21 protein-coding genes are annotated in these 18,603 nt (G+C 52.5%); 14 read left to right on the top strand and 7 right to left on the bottom strand.

All coding sequences use genetic code 11. The features are described 5' to 3' along the window. Positions 1-32: 32 nt before the first annotated feature. A complete protein-coding gene (locus tag I2B62_RS17290) occupies positions 33-566 on the bottom strand; it encodes a DUF2148 domain-containing protein (protein WP_195270287.1) in 534 nt (177 codons plus the stop codon). A gap of 147 nt (positions 567-713) precedes the next feature. Here I2B62_RS17290 and I2B62_RS17285 point away from each other — a divergent pair, with 147 nt between their 5' ends. Next, positions 714-1,325, top strand: coding sequence for a GyrI-like domain-containing protein (locus I2B62_RS17285; RefSeq protein ID WP_195270286.1), 612 nt, complete (start codon positions 714-716; stop codon positions 1,323-1,325). A 95-nt stretch (positions 1,326-1,420) separates the two neighbouring features. Here I2B62_RS17285 and I2B62_RS17280 read toward each other — a convergent pair whose 3' ends face one another. The 4 genes from I2B62_RS17280 to I2B62_RS17265 form a co-directional block, all read right to left on the bottom strand. After that, positions 1,421-2,479 carry a hypothetical protein gene (locus I2B62_RS17280; protein ID WP_195270285.1) on the bottom strand — a complete coding sequence of 353 codons (1,059 nt, stop codon included), beginning with the start codon at positions 2,477-2,479 and terminating at the stop codon, positions 1,421-1,423. 141 nt (positions 2,480-2,620) lie between these two features. Next, entirely contained in the window at positions 2,621-3,031 is a 411-nt protein-coding gene (locus I2B62_RS17275; protein ID WP_195270284.1) for a DUF302 domain-containing protein, read from the bottom strand. A 156-nt stretch (positions 3,032-3,187) separates the two neighbouring features. Then, entirely contained in the window at positions 3,188-3,952 is a 765-nt protein-coding gene (locus I2B62_RS17270) for a triose-phosphate isomerase (RefSeq protein ID WP_279354807.1), read from the bottom strand. Positions 3,953-3,974: 22 nt separating this feature from the next. Continuing rightward, positions 3,975-4,424, bottom strand: a complete 450-nt coding sequence (locus I2B62_RS17265; protein ID WP_013382542.1) for an RpiB/LacA/LacB family sugar-phosphate isomerase — start codon at positions 4,422-4,424, stop codon at positions 3,975-3,977. A gap of 197 nt (positions 4,425-4,621) precedes the next feature. On the opposite strand from I2B62_RS17265, the gene I2B62_RS17260 reads away from it, so the two are divergent. The 8 genes from I2B62_RS17260 (at position 4,622) to I2B62_RS17225 (ending at position 12,380) form a co-directional block, all read left to right on the top strand. Further along, positions 4,622-6,637 carry a sigma 54-interacting transcriptional regulator gene (locus I2B62_RS17260; protein WP_195270282.1) on the top strand — a complete coding sequence of 672 codons (2,016 nt, stop codon included), beginning with the start codon at positions 4,622-4,624 and terminating at the stop codon, positions 6,635-6,637. A 121-nt stretch (positions 6,638-6,758) separates the two neighbouring features. Then, positions 6,759-7,157, top strand: a complete 399-nt coding sequence (dhaM, locus tag I2B62_RS17255; protein ID WP_195270281.1) for a dihydroxyacetone kinase phosphoryl donor subunit DhaM — start codon at positions 6,759-6,761, stop codon at positions 7,155-7,157. Positions 7,158-7,205: 48 nt separating this feature from the next. Beyond that, positions 7,206-8,219 carry a dihydroxyacetone kinase subunit DhaK gene (locus tag I2B62_RS17250; protein ID WP_347403165.1) on the top strand — a complete coding sequence of 338 codons (1,014 nt, stop codon included), beginning with the start codon at positions 7,206-7,208 and terminating at the stop codon, positions 8,217-8,219. 161 nt (positions 8,220-8,380) lie between these two features. Continuing rightward, positions 8,381-9,028, top strand: coding sequence for a dihydroxyacetone kinase subunit DhaL (gene dhaL, locus I2B62_RS17245; protein ID WP_195270280.1), 648 nt, complete (start codon positions 8,381-8,383; stop codon positions 9,026-9,028). Between the two features lie 156 nt (positions 9,029-9,184). Then, on the top strand, positions 9,185-9,622 hold the full coding sequence (locus I2B62_RS17240) for a hypothetical protein (protein WP_195270279.1): 438 nt from the start codon (positions 9,185-9,187) through the stop codon (positions 9,620-9,622). Between the two features lie 148 nt (positions 9,623-9,770). Then, entirely contained in the window at positions 9,771-10,586 is an 816-nt protein-coding gene (locus I2B62_RS17235; RefSeq protein WP_195270278.1) for an amino acid ABC transporter substrate-binding protein, read from the top strand. Between the two features lie 375 nt (positions 10,587-10,961). Continuing rightward, positions 10,962-11,618, top strand: coding sequence for an amino acid ABC transporter permease (locus I2B62_RS17230; RefSeq protein WP_195270277.1), 657 nt, complete (start codon positions 10,962-10,964; stop codon positions 11,616-11,618). Positions 11,619-11,627: 9 nt separating this feature from the next. Continuing rightward, entirely contained in the window at positions 11,628-12,380 is a 753-nt protein-coding gene (locus I2B62_RS17225) for an amino acid ABC transporter ATP-binding protein (protein ID WP_207736061.1), read from the top strand. 84 nt (positions 12,381-12,464) lie between these two features. On the opposite strand, the gene I2B62_RS17220 is transcribed toward I2B62_RS17225, so the two are convergent. Continuing rightward, complete coding sequence (locus I2B62_RS17220; protein ID WP_195270276.1) at positions 12,465-13,115, bottom strand: TetR/AcrR family transcriptional regulator; 651 nt, start codon at positions 13,113-13,115, stop codon at positions 12,465-12,467. 122 nt (positions 13,116-13,237) lie between these two features. Then, a complete protein-coding gene (locus tag I2B62_RS17215; RefSeq protein ID WP_195270275.1) occupies positions 13,238-13,900 on the bottom strand; it encodes a TetR/AcrR family transcriptional regulator in 663 nt (220 codons plus the stop codon). A 259-nt stretch (positions 13,901-14,159) separates the two neighbouring features. Here I2B62_RS17215 and I2B62_RS17210 point away from each other — a divergent pair, with 259 nt between their 5' ends. The 5 genes from I2B62_RS17210 to I2B62_RS17195 all read left to right on the top strand — a co-directional run bounded on the left by I2B62_RS17210 (position 14,160) and on the right by I2B62_RS17195 (position 18,519). Then, a complete protein-coding gene (locus I2B62_RS17210) occupies positions 14,160-15,299 on the top strand; it encodes a uroporphyrinogen decarboxylase family protein (protein WP_195270274.1) in 1,140 nt (379 codons plus the stop codon). 10 nt (positions 15,300-15,309) lie between these two features. Beyond that, on the top strand, positions 15,310-15,459 hold the full coding sequence (locus tag I2B62_RS17205) for a hypothetical protein (RefSeq protein ID WP_195270273.1): 150 nt from the start codon (positions 15,310-15,312) through the stop codon (positions 15,457-15,459). Between the two features lie 254 nt (positions 15,460-15,713). Beyond that, positions 15,714-16,868, top strand: coding sequence for a uroporphyrinogen decarboxylase (locus I2B62_RS17200; RefSeq protein ID WP_243259587.1), 1,155 nt, complete (start codon positions 15,714-15,716; stop codon positions 16,866-16,868). 21 nt (positions 16,869-16,889) lie between these two features. Continuing rightward, positions 16,890-17,024 (top strand): hypothetical protein, encoded by a 135-nt coding sequence (locus I2B62_RS20720; RefSeq protein WP_263422116.1) that lies wholly within the window; start codon positions 16,890-16,892, stop codon positions 17,022-17,024. A 76-nt stretch (positions 17,025-17,100) separates the two neighbouring features. Beyond that, positions 17,101-18,519: an MFS transporter gene (locus I2B62_RS17195; protein ID WP_195270271.1), complete on the top strand. Its 1,419-nt coding sequence runs from the start codon at positions 17,101-17,103 to the stop codon at positions 18,517-18,519. The last annotated feature ends 84 nt before the right edge of the window (positions 18,520-18,603 follow it).

Genomic DNA, 18,603 nt, shown 5'->3' with positions numbered 1-18,603 from the left:
CCTGACGCGGGTAAGGACTTTGGGCTTCAGGCTCAGCCGCGGTCAAAATAGGGCGATTTGCCTTTGGCGGAAAGGGGAATCCCCAGCACCATGGACATTTCTTCGCCCAGACAGCCTAAGGAGATGGCCGCCTTGCCCACCGAGAACATGATGCGGTTGTCCACATGGGCTGCCGCAGCCACGCTCACGGCTGAGCCCAGGGCGATGCCCAGATCCATGGGGTCAAAGGCACAGACGCCGTTCTGGCTGGCGCACTCGGCGCAGTTCTGATAATGGCAGTACCGGCAGGCCTCGTTCAGGCCGCGCTGGCCAAGGCTGGCGCCGATGAGCACCACGGCGGCGCTGTCACGCACATTCTGCGCGTCGCGGATAAAAAAGGCGAGCTCCTGCGCCTTGCCCAGACGGTCCATTTCAGCCGCCAGCGTCTCCTTTTCGCCGCCGGTCAGGTAACAGGCGTCGATATGGTCGATCCCCCTTGCCTTAGGCGCCGTGCGGGCCGCCACACACATGCCCTGGGCCACGTGAAGAATACCGGATGTCTCAGCATCCTGAGAATGACAAATCATTTTAAAAGCCTCCTTCTTATGACAATGCTTTTCCTAAATTATAGCACAAAGAGCAGACGGAAGCCAAAAGGCGTTTTAAAAAGCTTGACCTTCCCCTGCGCGGGAGGTGTTATCATAAGGATAAGAAAAGAACAGGAGGATACACCGATGACTGCAAACAAGATGGATTATAAAAAAGAATACAAGAATTTATACATGCCTGGAAAGAAGCCTGTCCACATCGCCGTGCCGGAGATTGCCTTTATCCTGGTGGACGGCATGGGCGCGCCGGAGAGCCCATGCTATCAGAACGCGCTGAGCGCCCTGTACGCCCTCAGCTTTGGCATTAAGATGCGCAAGATGAAGGGCGAGCTGCCAGCGGGCTATTTTGAATACGTTGTGCCGCCTCTGGAGGGCCTGTGGTGGGGCGTATCGGACGACCGGAACGACTGGCAGTGGACGTCCATGATCCGCCAGCCGGAATTTGTGACGCCTGAGCTGTACGAAGCCGTGCTTTCAGAGAGCAGGGAGAAAAAGCCGGAGATTGATTTCGAAAGCGTCCGGTTTCGGACCTTTGACGAGGGAGACTGCGTCCAGATCATGCACGCCGGCCCTTACGCGGACGAGGGACGCTCCTTTGACGAGCTGGCCGCCTTTATGGAAGCCGAGGGCCTGGCCCGCCGTCCGGGCTGGGAGCAGAAGCATCATGAAATCTACCTCTCCGATCCGCGCCGGACCAAACCCGAACGGCTGAAAACCGTGCTGCGCATCCCGGTATGATGCCAGACCCATGCAAAGAATGCGGAAAAGTCAAAAATGGACTTTTCCGCATTTTTGGGATACAGGCGCATTTGAAAAGTTCAGCCGCCGGAAAATCACTCCGGCTTTTTGCGTGTGATCTGGTGGTAGTGCCACGCCACACTCGCCAGCGCCAGCAGACCGAAGTAGCCGAACAGGGGGAAGAGGGTGGCAATGAGGTTTTTGAACCCGGCGATGCTGCCCAGGGTAGCGGCTGCCATGATGGTGATCAGCAGGCCCTTTCCACGGACAGGGCCGATCCGGCGCACCCGGGTGGATACTGCGTAGAGGCAGGAGAGTCCAGAGGCGAACATACCGCAGAGCAGCAGCAGGGCGTAGACAATGCCAATGGCCGGATGAATAGCCGAAGCCAGGGTGAGCATGGGCAGACTGGAGGTCTGGACCAGCGGTAAATGCAGGGCGATGGGCACCAGCACGCACAGGGCGATGACGAACAGCAGAACAGAGCCCCAGAGTATTCCCCGGATAATCGAACGGTCCGAATCTACATGGGGCGCGATGGGCGTCAACACCGAGATGGCCACCAGCAGATTATAGGAGACAAAGGTCAGGGCGGCGATGAGCCAGTTGCCCACCAGCGGGTTGCTGCCTGAGACGGGCGAGGCGGCCAAAGGCGAGAGGTCCAGTTTAAAAAAAGACAGAACCCCTGCCAGAAGCCCGACCGCTACCATAAAGGGCACCACAAAGCCAAAGGCCGATACCATACCCCGGGCGCCGGTGGTGCCGGCGGCAGTGAGCAGAACACCCATGAAAAGACTGCCGATAAAGGCCGGAAAGCCCCAGAGCTGCTGGAGCAGCGCCCCTGCGCCGGCCACCACTACCATGACCACCGTGAACATAAAGAGCAGGGTAAAGCCGCCAAAGACCAGACGCAGAACCGGATGGCAGCCCTGGACCACCAGCTTCTCAAAATCCCGGATGCCCGTGCGGTGGGAGATGCGCATGATCATACAGCCAAAAATGAAAAAAATAAATACAGCCACGGCTATACCGGCAATGCCATAGCCGCCGAACACCCCGAAAAACTGGTAAATTTCCTGGCCCGAGACAAAGCTTGCCCCGAGATAGATGCCGATAAAGGTCATCATGACCTGCCGCATGGTGATTTTTTTCATGCCCGCGCCCCCTTAAAGCTGATTAAAGGGATTATATCACAAAAGCGTGACATAAAAAAAGTACAAACAATGATGAAAAGTCAAAATGGGATTTATGCGTATTGTTTGTACTACTGCCTGACGCAAAACCCACGCGGGCGTCTAGGGCCTGGCGGCCGCTTGAACCAGGTTTTCCATCAGGGCTTCCATTTTGGGCACTGCCGGATGGTCCTCCAGGCCGTAGGCCTCAGCTATCTTTGCGGTTTTTGGAAAAGCCAGCCAGGTGCTTCCAGCCTCGTCCTCCCAGACAGCGATGCGCAGCGGCAGATCAAGGGAAATGCTCTGGTTCTCCTGCATGAGCCCGGTGCCCACCTGTGGCGACCCAAAGACCAGCACCGTGGTAGGGTGCAGATCAAGCCCCACCTTTTTTGCGTTGAGGGCGTGGTCAAATTTGGCGAACACTGGAATATGCTTTTCCCGGAGGATGGCCTCCAGCCGCTTTACGGTCTCATCGACCGAAAGCTGGCCTGCGTAGAGGCAGAGGCGGCTGCCGTCGTAGTGCTGTGTTTTCATTTGTGCTCCTTTGCGGTTAATACCAGATGCACAGGCACCCGGTAAATTATTGGCATCTTATCAGTTGGCGCTTCGGCTGTCAAGGCTGACATGTTTTTTTAAGGGGAGCGAATATGGACGCCAGACCACTAAAAAAAGCCCCGGAGGGCTTTTGGTTTATGCCAGAGTTTCATGTAAAGATTTCATGATCGCCTCGAAGGTGTCCGGCTGCCAGGCGCTTCTGCCGATGAACAGGCCGTTGACATTTTCAAAAGGCGCGTACTGTTTTGCGTTGTCAATGTTGACGCTGCCGCCGAACAGCAGCGGAATTTCACGCCCGGCTTCGCCATAGAGCTCAACCGTGACGTCCCGCAAGTGGTTGTGGATGTCGTTCACCAAAGGTGCTTCTGCGGGAATCCCGTTCACGCCAATGGCCCAGACCGGTTCGTAGGCGACCCAGAATTTGCCGATGGCCTCTGCGGGTACATCGTGCAGGGCGATCTTGAGCTGGCGGGCCAGCACCTCCTTGGACACACCGTATTTCTTGTCCTGCAGGCTGTCGCCGATGCAGACAAGCGGGGTAAAGCCGTGCTTTAAGGCGGCAAGGGTTTTGAGATTGACGGTATAGTCGGTCTCGTTAAAGTACTGGCGGCGTTCGCTGTGGCCGATTTCCAGGATGTCCACGCCGATTTCCTTTAGCTGGGTTGGAGAGATCTCTCCGGTAAACTGTCCGGCGTCCTCGTAGTGCACGTTTTGGGCGCCCAGTTTTAAAGTTGATTTTTTAGAGTCGATGAGCTCACGGATTTTCCAGAGCTGTACATAGGGCGGAATAATGAAAAATTCAAATTCCGGGTATCTGGCGATGATGTCCGTCAGCGCGTCCGTATAAGCCAACCCCTCAGCGGTTGTCTTATTCATTTTCCAGTTTGTTCCTAAAAACATCTTTTTCATGCTGGAACCTGGATTATTTCATGTAGGTTTTTTCAAGCTCGCGCATGCGTTCAACCTTTTTGGTTGAGCCGCCGCCGGCAAATTCACTCTTCATGTAAGCGTCAACGATCATTTTGCCGAGCTCAACACCGATGCAGCGCGCGCCCATGGTAATGATGTTGGCATCGTTGGATTTTGCCAGACGTTCAGCGGCAAAGGTATCATGGCAGGTGCCTGCGAAAGCGCCTGGTACCTTGTTGGCCATCATGGCAACGCCAAGGCCGGTGCCGCAGATGATGATCCCTCTGTCATAGGTTTTGTCTGCTACCTTTTCAGCCAGATTAAAAGCAATGTCCGGGTAATCGCAGTCGTGGTCAGCAGAATATTTTAAGTCCGTAATGTCGTAACCTTCGCTTTTTAAATGTTCGTAGATCGCATCCTTGAAATCAAAAGCAGCATCATCACAATCAATAGCAATTCTCATTTGTAAATCCTCCTGGAATTTTATTTGTTTCTTTATGTCTATTATGCCATATTTTTAATTATTTGCATAGCAGAAATTAATTTCAAAAGAAAAGCCCACGTTTTATTAAGGTTACAGGAACACGACAAAATAAACACTTTAAAAAAACAGTAAAACAGGATAGAATAAATGAAATCGAACAAGAGGAGGGGTGCAGCTTGCGAACACAAAAAACCGTGACCATTGGCTACGAGAAGGGCATTCATACCCGGGTGGCCGCCATGGTGGTCCAGAAGACAACTGAGCTGGAGGAGCGTTTTGGATGCCGCCTGTATATCAAGCGGGTTGACCGCGCCCTGATCGTGCCCTGCAATTCCGTGCTGCCGTTGGTGGGCATGAAGCTGAAAAAGGGCGAGCAGATCGAGCTGTTCGGCGACGGTACCAGGAGCGAGCAGGCTGTCTCGGCGCTGGCCGCCTTTATGGATGGCGCGGGCGTCGTGGATCAGGATGAGGTGGACAACATCATCCAGAAGAATACCCTGACCAGCGAAAAAATTTTTGAGAGCATTCACAACGGCCTCATTGTCATGGACGGTGCGGGCCGGATCACCATCTTTAACGCTGCGGCCGAGGAGATGACCGGTATCGAGGCAGAGACCGCCATCGGCCGCCTGGTGGACGACCTGATCCCTGGCTTCGGCGCGGTGGAGCTCATCCAGACCGGCCGGGAAAAGCTGGGCGTGAAGGAGACCGTGGGCGGCAACTGGGTTATCAGCGACAAGAGCCCGGTGGTGGTGGAGAACAGTACCGTGGGCGCGGTAGCAGTGCTTCAGGATATCTCCCAGATCGAGGCGTTGTCCTGGGAGTTGAACAGCGTGAAGGAGCTGGAGGGCAAGCTCATCAGCATCCTGGAGGCAGTGTACGACGGCATCTGCCTGGTGGACAAGGACCACCGGATCACCTACGCCAACGACGCCTTTACCGGTATCCTGAAAAAGCGGGTGTCCGAGCTCACCGAGCAGAGCATCGGCATTTTGTTTCCTGGGGAAAAAATCCCCAATGGCTTTTTTGACGGCCAGAGCGGCACAGTCATCACCAATGCCGACGGCCGGGAATTTATGCTGGATGTGCGGCCCATCGCGGTGGACGGCGCAGTGAGCGGCAACGCCATTGTGGCCCGGGAGCTCACGGAGATTACCAAGCTGGCGGCCAAGGTGGAGGAGCTCTCCAGAAAGACGGACATGCTGGAAAAGGAGCTTGAAAAACGGGAGGACATCGGCTCCTCCTTTGAGAAGATCATCGGCAAGAGCGGGGTGCTTTTAGAAGCCCTGTCTCTGGCCTCCAAGGCGTCGAAAACTGACGCCACGGTGCTCATCCGCGGTGAGAGCGGTACCGGCAAGGAGCTGGTGGCCAAGGCCATTCACAATGCCAGCACCCGGAAGGACGCGGCCTTTGTGAGCATGAACTGTGCGGCCATTCCGGCCGACCTTCTGGAGGCTGAGCTTTTCGGCTATGAGAAGGGCGCCTTCACCGGGGCGGTGCGCATGAAGCCGGGTAAATTTGAGCTGGCCGACGGCGGCACCATTTTCCTGGACGAGATCGGGGATATGGACCGCGCCATGCAGGCCAAGCTGCTGCGGGTGCTCCAGGAGCAGGAAGTGGAGCGGGTCGGCGGCCTCGCACCTGTCAAGATCAATGTGCGGGTCATCGCGGCCACCAACGCGCCCCTTGAGAAATTAATGGAAAATAACAGCTTCCGCAAGGACCTGTATTACCGTTTGAACGTTATTTCGGTCATTTTACCGCCTTTACGACAAAGAAAAGGCGATATTCCCTTGCTTGTGGAAGCATTTATTGATAAAATATGTATGCGATACCAATTACCGCTCAAGCGTATCACAAAGCCTGCGCTTCAGTGTCTGGAGGACTATGTCTTTCCTGGAAATGTCCGCGAGCTGGAGAACATCATTGAGCGCGGGGTCACCCTGAGCACTGGCGAGTGGATCGGTATAGACGACCTGCCGTCCTACGTCCGAGCGATTGGGGAAAATATCCCCGGGTTTTCAGGCGTGCTGGACAATAACGGGGAAAAAATACCCACCTTTGCGGAAATGGAGCGGGATCTCATCGCTTCAGCCCTGTCAAAATACAAAAGCTTCAGAAAAGCCGGTGAGGCCCTGGGCCTTGACCACAAGACGGTTTCAGCCAAAGCTAAGAAATATGGGTTAACATAAAAAAGATCACGGCTCAGGTTTTGGCACGCATCTTGCGTTATATAACCAGCGTGCCCTCTGGCAGCCGCCGGAGGCAAAAGAAGCTTCACAGTTCAGTGAATCAAATTTTAGGAGGATATTTATGGCAGGTACAGGTGTTGTAATCGTTTCTCACAGTGCAAAGCTGGCAGAAGGTCTGGCAGAAATTGTCGAAGAAATGAACGATGGTAGTGTAAAAATCAAAGCGGCAGGCGGCGCAGACGGCGGAAGAATCGGAACCAGCGCGATCCGTATTCAGGATGCCATCGAATCGCTGGAGGACTGCAGTAATATTTTAATTTATGCCGATATGGGCAGCTCAATTATCAGTGCGGAAACCGCCATCGATTTACTCGACGACGATCTGCAGGAAAAAGTTCACATGGTGGACTGCCCGATTGTGGAGGGTGCTTTCGCCGGCGTGGTGCAGGCGACCATTACCGACGACCCGGAAGAAATCATGAATGTGTCCAAATCAGCCAAAGAGCTGTGTAAATGTTAATAACGGGAGTCACCCGTTAAAATAAAGAATTTCAGGAGGAAATTTATCATGACAATGAAACGTTTGATCAACGATCCCTATGACGTAGTGGAAGAAATGGTGGAAGGATATGTCAAAGCACATGACCGCTATGTAAAAATGTGCGACCTTGAGGAAGCACAGGGCCGTGTCGTTGTGACAAAGGATGCTGGAACAAAAGACAAGGTTGGCGTTGTTATCGGCGGTGGCTCCGGTCATGAACCGCTGTTCATCGGTTATGTCGGTGAAAATTTTGCAGATGGCGTTGTAATTGGTAACATCAATACCTCTCCTTCTCCGGACCCATGCTACGCAGCCGCTAAGGCAGTTGACAACGGCAAGGGCGTTATCTACTTATATGGTAACTACGCAGGCGACGTGATGAACTTTGACATGGGCGCGGAAAAAGCCGATGAAGAAGACGATATCCGTGTTGAAACCGTTCTGGTAACAGACGATGTTGTTTCCTCAGAAAATATCCCGGACCGCCGTGGTATCGCAGGTGACTTCTTCGTATTCAAGGCTGCCGGCGCGAAAGCTGCCATGGGCGCAGACCTGGATGCTGTTGTCGCTGCCGCTTCAAAATGTAATGACAATACCCGCAGCATGGGCGTTGCCATGTCTTCCGCTACCTTACCGTCTAAGGGCGGCCCGATCTTCGACATGGAAGACGGCGACATGGAAATCGGTATGGGGATCCACGGCGAACCTGGTGTCAGAAGAGGCAAGATCGAACCGGCTGACGCAGTAATCGACGAAATCATGGACCCAATCCTGAAAGACCTGCCATACGAAGCTGGCGATGAAGTTTACGTGCTGGTAAACAGCCTGGGTGCAACACCAGTTCTTGACTTACACATCTGCTACAGACGTGTTGCCCAGATCCTGGAAGAAAAAGGCATCAAGGTTCACAGAGCCTTAGTTGGTCCTTTCGCCTGCTCCATGGATATGGCTGGTATGTCCGTAACCTTATGTAAGCTGGACGACGAACTGAAGGAATTATTAGACTACCCATGTGACACACCTTACTTCACACAGGTATAAGCCTTCAGCCCAGACCCGTTAAGAGAGAATAAATTTTAAATGTGTCTCGGGCCCCTCTGGGGGTCCGGGATTCTTTACTTCACAAAGTACGTCCTGTCCTATGTCCCTATCAATAGGACAGGGCGCATTTGGTGAAATAAGAACAAAAAGGAGACCAAAAAATGAGCGAATATGTTTTAGATAAACAGTATTTTGTAGACGTCGTAAAAGATCTGATCAAGCTGGCAGAAGACCGCAAGGATTACTTTACCGAGCTGGACTCTGCCATCGGCGACGGCGACCACGGCATGAACCTGTCCATCGGCTTCAGAGAAGTGGACAAAAATCTGGACGAATGGCAGCAGGAAAGCGTTAACGGCTTTTATAAAAAAGTCGGTACCGCGCTGCTCGACAAGGTTGGCGGATCCTCTGGACCGCTGTACGGCAGCTTTTTCATGAAATTTGGCCTGCCGGTCAAGACAAAGGGCCCGGACGACGGCGTCACCTTTGACGAATTCATCGAAATGATGGAAACCGGCGTCAACATCATCAAAAAACGCGGTAAATCCACCACTGGCGAAAAAACCATGCTGGATACCTTAGTGCCCGCGGTTGAAACCTTAAAATCCGCCTATGAAGGCGGCGCAGCTCCGAAGGAAGCCATGGCGAAGGCTGTGGAAGCCGGCAAGGACGGCCTGGAATCTACCCGCAACATCGTTGCGACCAAGGGCAGAGCCATGCGTCTCGGCGAACGCGCCATCGGCCATCTGGACCCGGGCGCTGCATCCTCCGCAGAAATTCTGGAAGTATTCTACAACCATATGCCGTAAATAAAGTGATCCTGAAAACAGGTGCGTCGCGAAACAGGACGCACCTGTTTTTTTATAAGGCTTTGAGCTATAAACAATGCCGGTAAAGGCCAGAAGGCCTCTTTTCGGCATTGTTTGTACCTAAAAGGCAGAGAAAAACCACGGGAGGAACAACACATGAAAAATACGTTTGCGATCCGCTGCCGGAAATGCGGCTATGAAAAGGACTTTTACCTGGGGGTCGGACTGCTGCATACCGGGCCGCCGGATTTTGATTCCGAATACGCGGTGCTGCCGCGGCTGGTAAGAGATCCGGAGGCGCTGGCCTGGATCCGGCGCATGGTGGAAGAGGAGGGCAGCGTCCTTATCACCGATTACCGCTACGGCGTGTACCGCTGCCCGGCCTGCGGCGCTTTTTACAAGGGCTTCGCCTACGCGGTGGAACAGACTGATGGACAGAAAACCATGCCGGAATATATTTGTGAATGCGGCGAAACGCTTGAGCCCGTCGATTCTGAGGCGCTGGACCTGGCGGACTGCGCCTGCCCGGAATGTGGTGAAAAGCGGCTGTACGAGGCGGCATCGGCCTTTTCGCCCCTGGACGGCGAGGATTGATTATGAGGAAAAGGCACGCTTCTGCTAATGGACAATAAATAAGTACAACAAATAAATAATAAAAAAATATACATTTTGTAGTAGCATTTTACTGTAATGAAGTGTATAATACAGGTATATGAATACTGTCATTTTAAAGGAGAGAGAAATGAAAAAGAAAAGTATGATTACCCTGCTGTTTGTTGCGCTTCTGGCCGTAGCGATGCTGTCAGGCTGCAGCAGCAGCAACGGAAACGACAACCAGTCAGCCGGAAACAGTGCCAATGACGACCAGACCTTTGTGGTCGGTCTGGACGATTCCTTCCCGCCCATGGGCTTCCGCGACGACCAGAACAACATCGTCGGCTTTGACATCGACCTGGCCACCGAAGCGGCCAAACGCATGGGTATGGAACCCAAGATGCAGGTTGTCAACTGGGATACCAAGGAGCTTGAGCTGGACAGCGGCAATATCGACGCCATCTGGAACGGCCTGTCCGTCACACCGGAACGCGAGGAAGCCATGCTCATGACCAAGCCTTACCTGAAAAACGATCAGGTGATCGTGGTCAAGAAGGATTCCGGCATCACTAAAAAAGCCGACCTCGAGGGCAAGAATGTGGGTCTCCAGAAGGGTTCTTCGGCTTACGATGCCTTTGAAGCCGACGACATCCACACCAAGGTTGCGGCCATGAACGAATACCCTGAAAATGTATCGGCCCTCCAGGACCTGGGCATTGGCCGTATCGACGCCGTCATCGTGGACTCTGTGGTCGCGCGCTACTACATCTCAAGTGAAAACGCCGATTATGTGATCTTAGACGAAAGCCTGTCACCGGAAACCTACGCGGTTGCGGTCAAGAAAGGCAACACCGAATTACAGGAAAAAATTCAGAAAGCCATCGACGACATGGTCGCTGACGGCACTGCCGCTGAAATTTCCAAGAAATGGTTCGGCGAGGACATTTTCTATACAGGAAACTAAATGAATTGAGAATTGAGAATTGAAAATGGAGAATTAAAGGACCGGATGTGCTATGTACATCTGACAGATTATCAAAGAAGTGCCATAGGCCGAGACTGCGCCTTTTATCCAGATAAGAAAAAAGGACCAGGCGCTGCGGATAACGGCCGGAAACCGAGCCGACCTATCGGAGCAGCCGGACACTGGCGAGATAAAGCATTAACTTTAGTGAAGAAGCTGCCGGGGTGGGTGCAGTACCCGCAGGACACTTTTTTCTTCCTTAGGTAAAAGGCTTCGTCTCTTGAGGTTTTTTGATACTCTGAAAACGCACCATGTTTTTTCCTTTTAATTCTCCATTCTGCATTCTCAATTCTCCACCTAAAAACGGGAGAGATTATGGATTCAACCTATTTTATGAATGTGCTTACGCCAATGCTCCAGGGCGGCCTGGTGACATTGGCTGTTTTTGCGGTCACGATTGTTTCATCGCTGCCGCTGGGCTTTCTGTTCACCCTGATGTCCAGGAGCAGGATTGTGGTGCTCCGCGGCTTTGCGGAGGTTTATATTTATATTTTAAGAGGGACACCTCTGCTGCTCCAGCTCATGTTTGTCTACTTTGGGCTGCCGCTGCTGCCGGGCGTGGGCAAGTTTCTGGTCTTTGACCGGTTTGTGGCTGCCTGCATCGCCTTTGGGCTCAACTACGCCGCCTATTTTGCCGAGATTTTCAGGGGCGGGCTTCTGGCCATCGACAAGGGACAGTACGAGGCCTCAAAGGTGCTGGGCCTGACCCGCTTTGAGACCATGGTCCGCGTGGTCATTCCGCAGATGATCCGAGTCTGCCTGCCCTCCATCAGCAATGAGACCATCACCCTGCTTAAGGACACGGCGCTGGTCACCACCATTGGCGTGGCGGAAATTATCCACTATGCCAAGACCGCGGTTAACCGGGACGCCAATCCTTTCGCCTTTGTTGTGGCAGCGGCCATCTACCTGGTCATCAACTTTGTGCTCACCTTTATCTTTAAAAAACTGGAAAAGAAATACGAATTTTAGGAGAATGTCATGGAAGAAATCATCAATGTATCCAATCTGAACAAGAGCTTCGACACCAATCATGTGCTGAAGGGCATCTCCTTTCAGGTCAACCGGGGCGATGTCGTGGCCGTGATCGGCTCCTCCGGCTCTGGAAAATCGACACTTTTGCGCTGTTTGATCGACCTTGAAAAGGCCGACAGCGGCACGGTCACCATGGAGGGCAGAGACCTGATGAAGGACGGTCTCTACGCCTCCCAGAACGAAATCCGGGCCATTATCATGAAAATGGGCATGGTGTTCCAGCATTTCAATCTCTTTCCGCACCTCACGGTCCGCCAGAATCTGGAGCTTGCCCCAAAGGTGGTTAAAAAGGAAAAGGGCGAAGCTATGGACCTGCGGTGCGAGAAGCACCTGGCCCAGGTCGGCCTGCTCGACAAAATCGACGCCATGCCCTCCACCCTGTCCGGCGGCGAGAAGCAGCGGGTGGCCATCGCGAGGGCGCTCATGATGAACCCGGACATTCTGCTCTTTGATGAGCCCACCTCCGCCTTGGACCCGGAGCTCACCGGCGAGGTGCTGGGCGTTATGCAGCAGCTGGCCGAGGCCCACATGACCATGATTGTCGTTACCCATGAGATGGGCTTTGCCCGTGAGGTCGCCAACAAAATCCTCTTTATGAACGATGGTATTATTCTGGAGGAGGGCACGCCTGAGGACATTTTCGAGCATCCGAAAAACGAACGGACCAGGGAATTTTTAAGCAGTATTACACGAAAATAGGGTACAAAAAATGCGGAAAAGTCTAAAATCGCCGTGGTTTTGGACTTTTTCGCATTTTTTGTACCCTTATTCAGGCCAGCGCGGTCATTTTAAGAGCTGGACGTTTGAAAAATCATGGCTCCGGTAAAAAACCAGAGACTGGTAGCTGGTCTTGTAGATGGCGGCCTCGGGAATGCCGATGCAGCGGGCGGTATTGGTCAAAAGGAAAATGCCGAAATCCTCGATGGGCATCTTCAGGCGTTCCTCGCAGTAGGAGAGCAGACATTCACGCCTTGCGCCGAAGTCGGCGGTGACGATGGCGTCAAACTCAATGGGCCGGATCCGCAGGCTGTAGTCTCTTATAAAATCATGGTAAATCTGGCTGATGTTCCCGTGGAGAGAGCTGAACAGCGTATCGTTTTTAAAGACCTCATAATAGAAATTACGGGTGTGTGGGTCGGACAGCAGGTTGTGGTAATAGATCATGGTGAGCCGGAAATGGCTTTCAAAGGAATTCCACGGCTCGTACTGCTTTTGGCGGATGGCCGTGTCAAGATTGGTAAAGTAGTCGTCAAAAAGACGGCTGACAAAGGTGGCTTTGGTCGCAAAATGGTAGGTCATAGAGCCAAGCGTTGTCCCCGAACGGTCAGCGATCTGTTGAATGGTGGTTGCGTCATAGCCCTGTTCGTAAAACAGTTCCTTGGCGCTCGCGAGGATTCGCTCCTTCGTCATTTCGCCTTTTGTCATTTTATGCATAGATGGGCTCCTTTTTAGAAATACTACACCAAATTTTAACATGAATTTTTGGGGAGGACAAGGCATAAAGCGCCTGAACCGGGCAGAATTTTGACGTGTCAATGTAAATATTAGCGATGGCTTCAGACCAGAAGCTTTATTTTTGAATGGTCATATTTTTGTTCAAATTCTTCGCCCCGCAGCAGGTAAGCCTGCATTTGCTCCTCATCAATTTTAAAAAGCCGGCTCCGGTAAAGGTAAAGGTGGGCGATGAGACCCCGGACGGTGTGTCCAGGCCTTGGATTTTCGATGAAATCAAGGACGATCTCACGCCGCATGCCGAGGTCGGCCAGACTGAGGGTGTAGAGCTCGGCGTCGCTCAGGGTATAGCCGCAGTCGTTGATGAACTGACGGTAAACGTGGCGGAAATTCTGACCCAGAAAGGTCTGGATGGATTCCCGCCGGAGGGTGTCGGCGTGGAAGCGGGTAGTGGCGTCATCCTTAAAGACAGCGGCGTAGTACAGAAAGGCCGTGTAGGTGTTCTTCTCGATGCTGTTGAGGCCCTGCTCCGGGCGGTGGTTTTCCACAAAGGCGTAGGTCTGGAGGTGGAGCTCGGAGTAGATGGCCTTGATCAGGTCTTCCTTTGTCTTAAAATAATAGGCAAAGGTGCCGGTGCGGATTCCGGCCTGGGCGCAGATCTCCTTGACCGACGCTTTTGCGAAGCCTTTGCTGTGAAAATCGGCCCGGGCGATCTCAAGAATTCGGTTTTTAGTTTTCAATCCCTTGTCGGATACTGCTTTTGCCATGGTGCGCTCCCTGCTGTTGTTTTTAACAGTATAGCATAACTTTGTTCTGAAAAAAATTAAAAAACCTGAAAGACGTGGATTTAACAGGGTTTTCAGTGAAAAAATAACAGTAAAAATAAAAGATTTTAATAAAAATGTTTGACAAAGCCTGAAATAGGCCCTATAATGCAAGTTATAAATCGGCTATTTTTAAAAAAGCCGAAAATAATGTGAGGATTCTACGGTTATGTAAATTATGTATTGGGAAAGGGGTAATCAAATGAATCAAAAACAGGAGCGGATTGAGAATATCCGCAGAGTTGTGGCGCTGGAGGCGCCGGACTATGTGCCCATCGAGCATGTGGTCACGCCGGAACTGGCCATCGAGTACGCGGGGTATCCCATGTTTGAGGGGCTTTGGGACACCCGTCTCATCATCGACGCCATGGGAAAGGCCATGCCGGCCTATGACGGCGATTTTATCCGGAGCACCTTTTACCGTTCACCGCGGTATTACAGCACTCTGGAGGCCAGATCCTTTGTGCAGAGCAGGGACGGCTACGTTCAGCATCCGGAGGTGCACGCCATGGAGGACACTGAATACGCCGCGCTCATCGACGATCCGGCCGCTTTTCTGGCGGGCACCTGCCTGCCGCGGCTCTACGGGGTTTTTGATAAGCCCGAACCCTGCCGGTCCATGGCATTGGCCAGAGGCATGATGACCTTTAACCGGACCTTTGGGCCTTTTAACGCGGCGGTAGGCCAGGTTCTTGAGGATAACAGCCTGCCGCTTGTCACGACGGCTTCGGCGGAAGCGCCCTTTGACTTTCTGGCCGACCTGCTCCGAAGCTTTACAGGCATTTCAAAGGACATCCGCCGCCATAAGAGCCAGGTAAAGGAGGCCTGTGAAGCCTTGCTGCCGCTGATGATCCAGAAAGCCTGCGTGGCGCCGCCGGCCGCCCACCAGATGGTCTTTATGCCGCTGCACATGCCGCCCTACCTCAGCGAAAAGGTCTTTGGCGAGCTGTGGTGGCCGACTTTTAAGCAGATGGTAGAAGCGCTGGTGGAAAAGGGCCATTACCTTTATATTTTCTTTGAGGGCGACTGGACCCGCTATTACGATTATCTGGAAGAGCTGCCGGCCGGCCGGATTCTGGGCCGCTTTGAGTACGCAGACCCCAGGATCATCAAGGACCGTCTCGGAAAGGTCATGAGCGTGACGGGCTTTTTCCCTGTGACGACCATCGCTCAGGGAACAAAGGAGGCCTGCCTTGACAAGACCAAGGAGCTGATGGATATTCTGGCGCCGGGCGGCGGCTACGCCTTTGGCTTTGACAAGATCACCACATCGGTGCGGGATATCAACATGGAAAACATCACCGCGGTCAACGCCTATGTCCGCGAGCATGGAAAATATTAGGAGGCTGAGCATGGATACAAACGTAAAAACAGGATTGTTCCCCTTTGAGGATGTCAAAGAAACCATGGCGCTGGACCCGGAACGGGAAGCACTGGTGCGCGAAATCTGGGAGGGTGATGAGGCGGCGTTCATGAATTTTGTCATCGGACTGCTGCAATAGCTTAATATAATCAAAAAGACACTTTTTTTGGAAAAGGCTTCAAAGGGCCTAGATTCCAGAAAAAGTGTTATTTTTTACTGTTAAAACAGTAAAAAATAAAAAGTTTAATAAAAAAATCCTTGACAAAAATCCTGAAAAGGTTTATCATTTCAGTAAACAAAAAGAAATTTACTGAAAAAACAGTAAGCAAAAAGATTATACTAAAAACGCACTGATCCGGAGCAATGCGTTGGTTTTTAAGAGAGGGAATTAAAATGAGTGATGTAAAACAACTGCAAGCGGAAAGAACCCAGCTGTTCAAGGATGTTTATGATGGCGTACAGCCAAAGCGCGTACCCATTGAGCTGTCGATCACATGGGATGCAGCCATTCCGTACGCGGGCATGGACATGAAAACAGCCCAGTGGAATCCTGAAACCTTTGAGACTTTCTTTGACAAGGTCTGTTCTGAGTTTCCAACCGATAAAGCGCCCATCGCGCCCACCCTGCGGCCGCCGGGATTTTACGAAATCTTAGGCGCCAAGGGCATTATCATGAGCAACACCGGCACCATGCAGCACCCTGAGGTCCATTGCCTGGAGGTGGAGGAATACGACGAATTCATCGCCGACCCTTACAAATGTATGGTTGAAAAGCTGATGCCGCGCCTGTTCGCCGCACTGGACACTGAGCCCATGCGGGCGGCCCTTAACTTTGCCAAGGGCTACAAGGCAAAATGCGACATCGACGCGGCCATGGGCGGCGTTGCCGTTGCGATGACGAACAAATACGGCTTTGCAGCACTGCCAAAGGGCGGCATGACCGAAGCGCCGTTGGACTTCATGGCCGACTTTATCCGCTCTTTCACCGGCATCATCAAGGATATGCGGCGGAACAAGGAACAGGTGGTCGCAGCGGTTGAGGCCATTCTGCCGCACATGGAAAAAATCGGGATTGTACCAGGCTCCTCACGCTATGCGAGAACCTTTATCCCGCTGCACATGGCGCCCTTCATGAAGGAAAAGGACTTTGCCAAATTCTGGTGGCCGACCTTTGAAGCGCTCATGCAGTACCTGTCCGACCACGGCGCAGGCGTCAAGCTGTTTGTAGAGCAGGACTGGATGAAGAAGATTGATTATCTGGCATCGCTGAAGGACCGTGTCGAAATGCAGTTTGAATTCGGCGATCCAAAGCTTGCCAAGGAAAAGGTGGGCAAGGACCATATTATTTCCGGTTTCTTCCCGATCACCATGCTCCAGACCGCGACCGAGAAAGAATGTGTGGACAAGGCCAAAGAGCTGATCGACATTCTGGCGCCGGGCGGCGGCTTCATCTTCAACACGGACAAGAGCCTGTACTCACTGGCAGGACCGATTGCTGACAACCTGAAGGCCGTGATTGAAACCGTTAGAACTTACGGCGTCTACTAAGAATTTAAAGGAGAAAAAATCATGAACAGCGAATATTACACAACCTGGGAAGAATACGTTAAGGAACGCCCTCAGTTAGAGGAAATCGCGGACGCGGAAGTGGTGCAGTCCTACGAGGAAGCCATTTACCGCTTTGTGTTCCAGTTGTTTTTATAAAATTCACGCATGGAGATGTTACGGGGCCGGGTAAGACCGGCTCCAGCTTCAAAACAGGGGAAAGAGGAATAAAATTATGAAGCGTATTAACAGTAAGATCAAGAATTTCTTTGGCCTGGGGGACGCCGGATTTTCTTTCATGACCACGGTCGAAACGTCATTCTTCCTCATCTTTTTAACAGACGTTGCGCACCTGCCACTGGCCTGGGCGGCCATTATTTCAACCTTAACCGGTGTCTGCGATACGGTTTCCGCCATTGTGGCCGGCGCCATCGTGGACAAATGCAACCTGAAGCACGGCAAGTACCGTTCCTGGCTGCTCTACGGACCGCCCTTTGTCATTGTCTTTTTCGCACTCCAGTTTACCAAGGTGGGCACAGACCTCACCGCTGCGATTGTCATTTGTTTAGGATTTATCATCAGTCATTTTATCTGGAATATCGCATGGACCGCCAACCGCTCACTGGTCGGCGCTCTGACCGACGAGCCCACCGAGCGCGCCCACTTATCCGGCCGTATCTCAGCAGGCTCCAGCATTGGTAAACTGTTTGCATCGAAGCTTGTTCCGCTCATGGCGGTTGCCTTTGCCGGCCTGTTTGGCGGCGGCGGCGCTGTCTGGGGCTATACCTGCACAGCCCTTGTCGGCGCGGCACTGATGCTGGTTGGTTATTATGTGCACTACTTTATTACAAAGGGCTACGACCTGCCAGAGCCAAAGGCTGAAAAGGGAACAGAGCTCGCTACTGTGGAAAAGGTATCGGTTCTGGATATGCTCAAGGGCGTGTTCGCCAACCCGCCGCTGGTCGCCACGGTCTTCTGCGACTTTATCCGCCTGATCGGCTACTATGCCCTTATGGCCTTTGTCGCTTACTACTCAAAGGTAATGTTCCCGGAAAGCTCAGCGGCTGTAACCGGAAATGTGCTCTTAGCGTTTAACCTCGGCACACTGGTCGGCTCGCTGCTCTCCAAGCACGCGGTCGCCAAATTCGGGACAAAAATGTCCACCATCATCGGCATGGCAGGCTGTGTGGTCTTTACGGCCATTGCCTACTTCTTTGCGGGCAGCCAGATTGCGGTTATTGTGCTCATCTTTGTGAGCCAGGTATTCTTTGGTGTGGCTTACGGGCTCACCACCAGCCTTTACACCAACTGCGCCACCTACAGCGAATACAAAACCGGCAAGAACACCAAGGGCTTTATCATGGGGCTGTGTTCCTTCTCCATCAAGATGTCCATCGTGCTCAGAGGTCTGGTTATCACCACTGGCCTTGGCATCATCGGTTATTCTGCCGAAGCGGCCATTACCGACAGCTTAGTCAGCGGCGCGACCGTCATGTGCTTTATCATTCCGGCGATCTTTATCGCGGTTGCCATCATTCCGCTGCTGTTCTACAAGCTCAGTGACAAGGAAGTCATGGAAATGGACGGCGAGATTGCCCTGCGCAAAAAAGCTGCCATCGAAAAGGCTGAAGCGGATGACCAGACCGCCGTATAAAACCTTCATAGAAAAGTACATAGGAGCTCTCTTTTTTCGGGAGCTCCTTTTTTATACCACGAATTAAATAAGAATGAGGAATAA

The organism is Eubacterium sp. 1001713B170207_170306_E7, assembly GCF_015547515.1.
Classification (GTDB): domain Bacteria; phylum Bacillota; class Clostridia; order Eubacteriales; family Eubacteriaceae; genus Eubacterium.
Note: the sequence above shows the minus strand (reverse complement) of the source record. Positions and strands in the feature narration are given on the sequence as shown.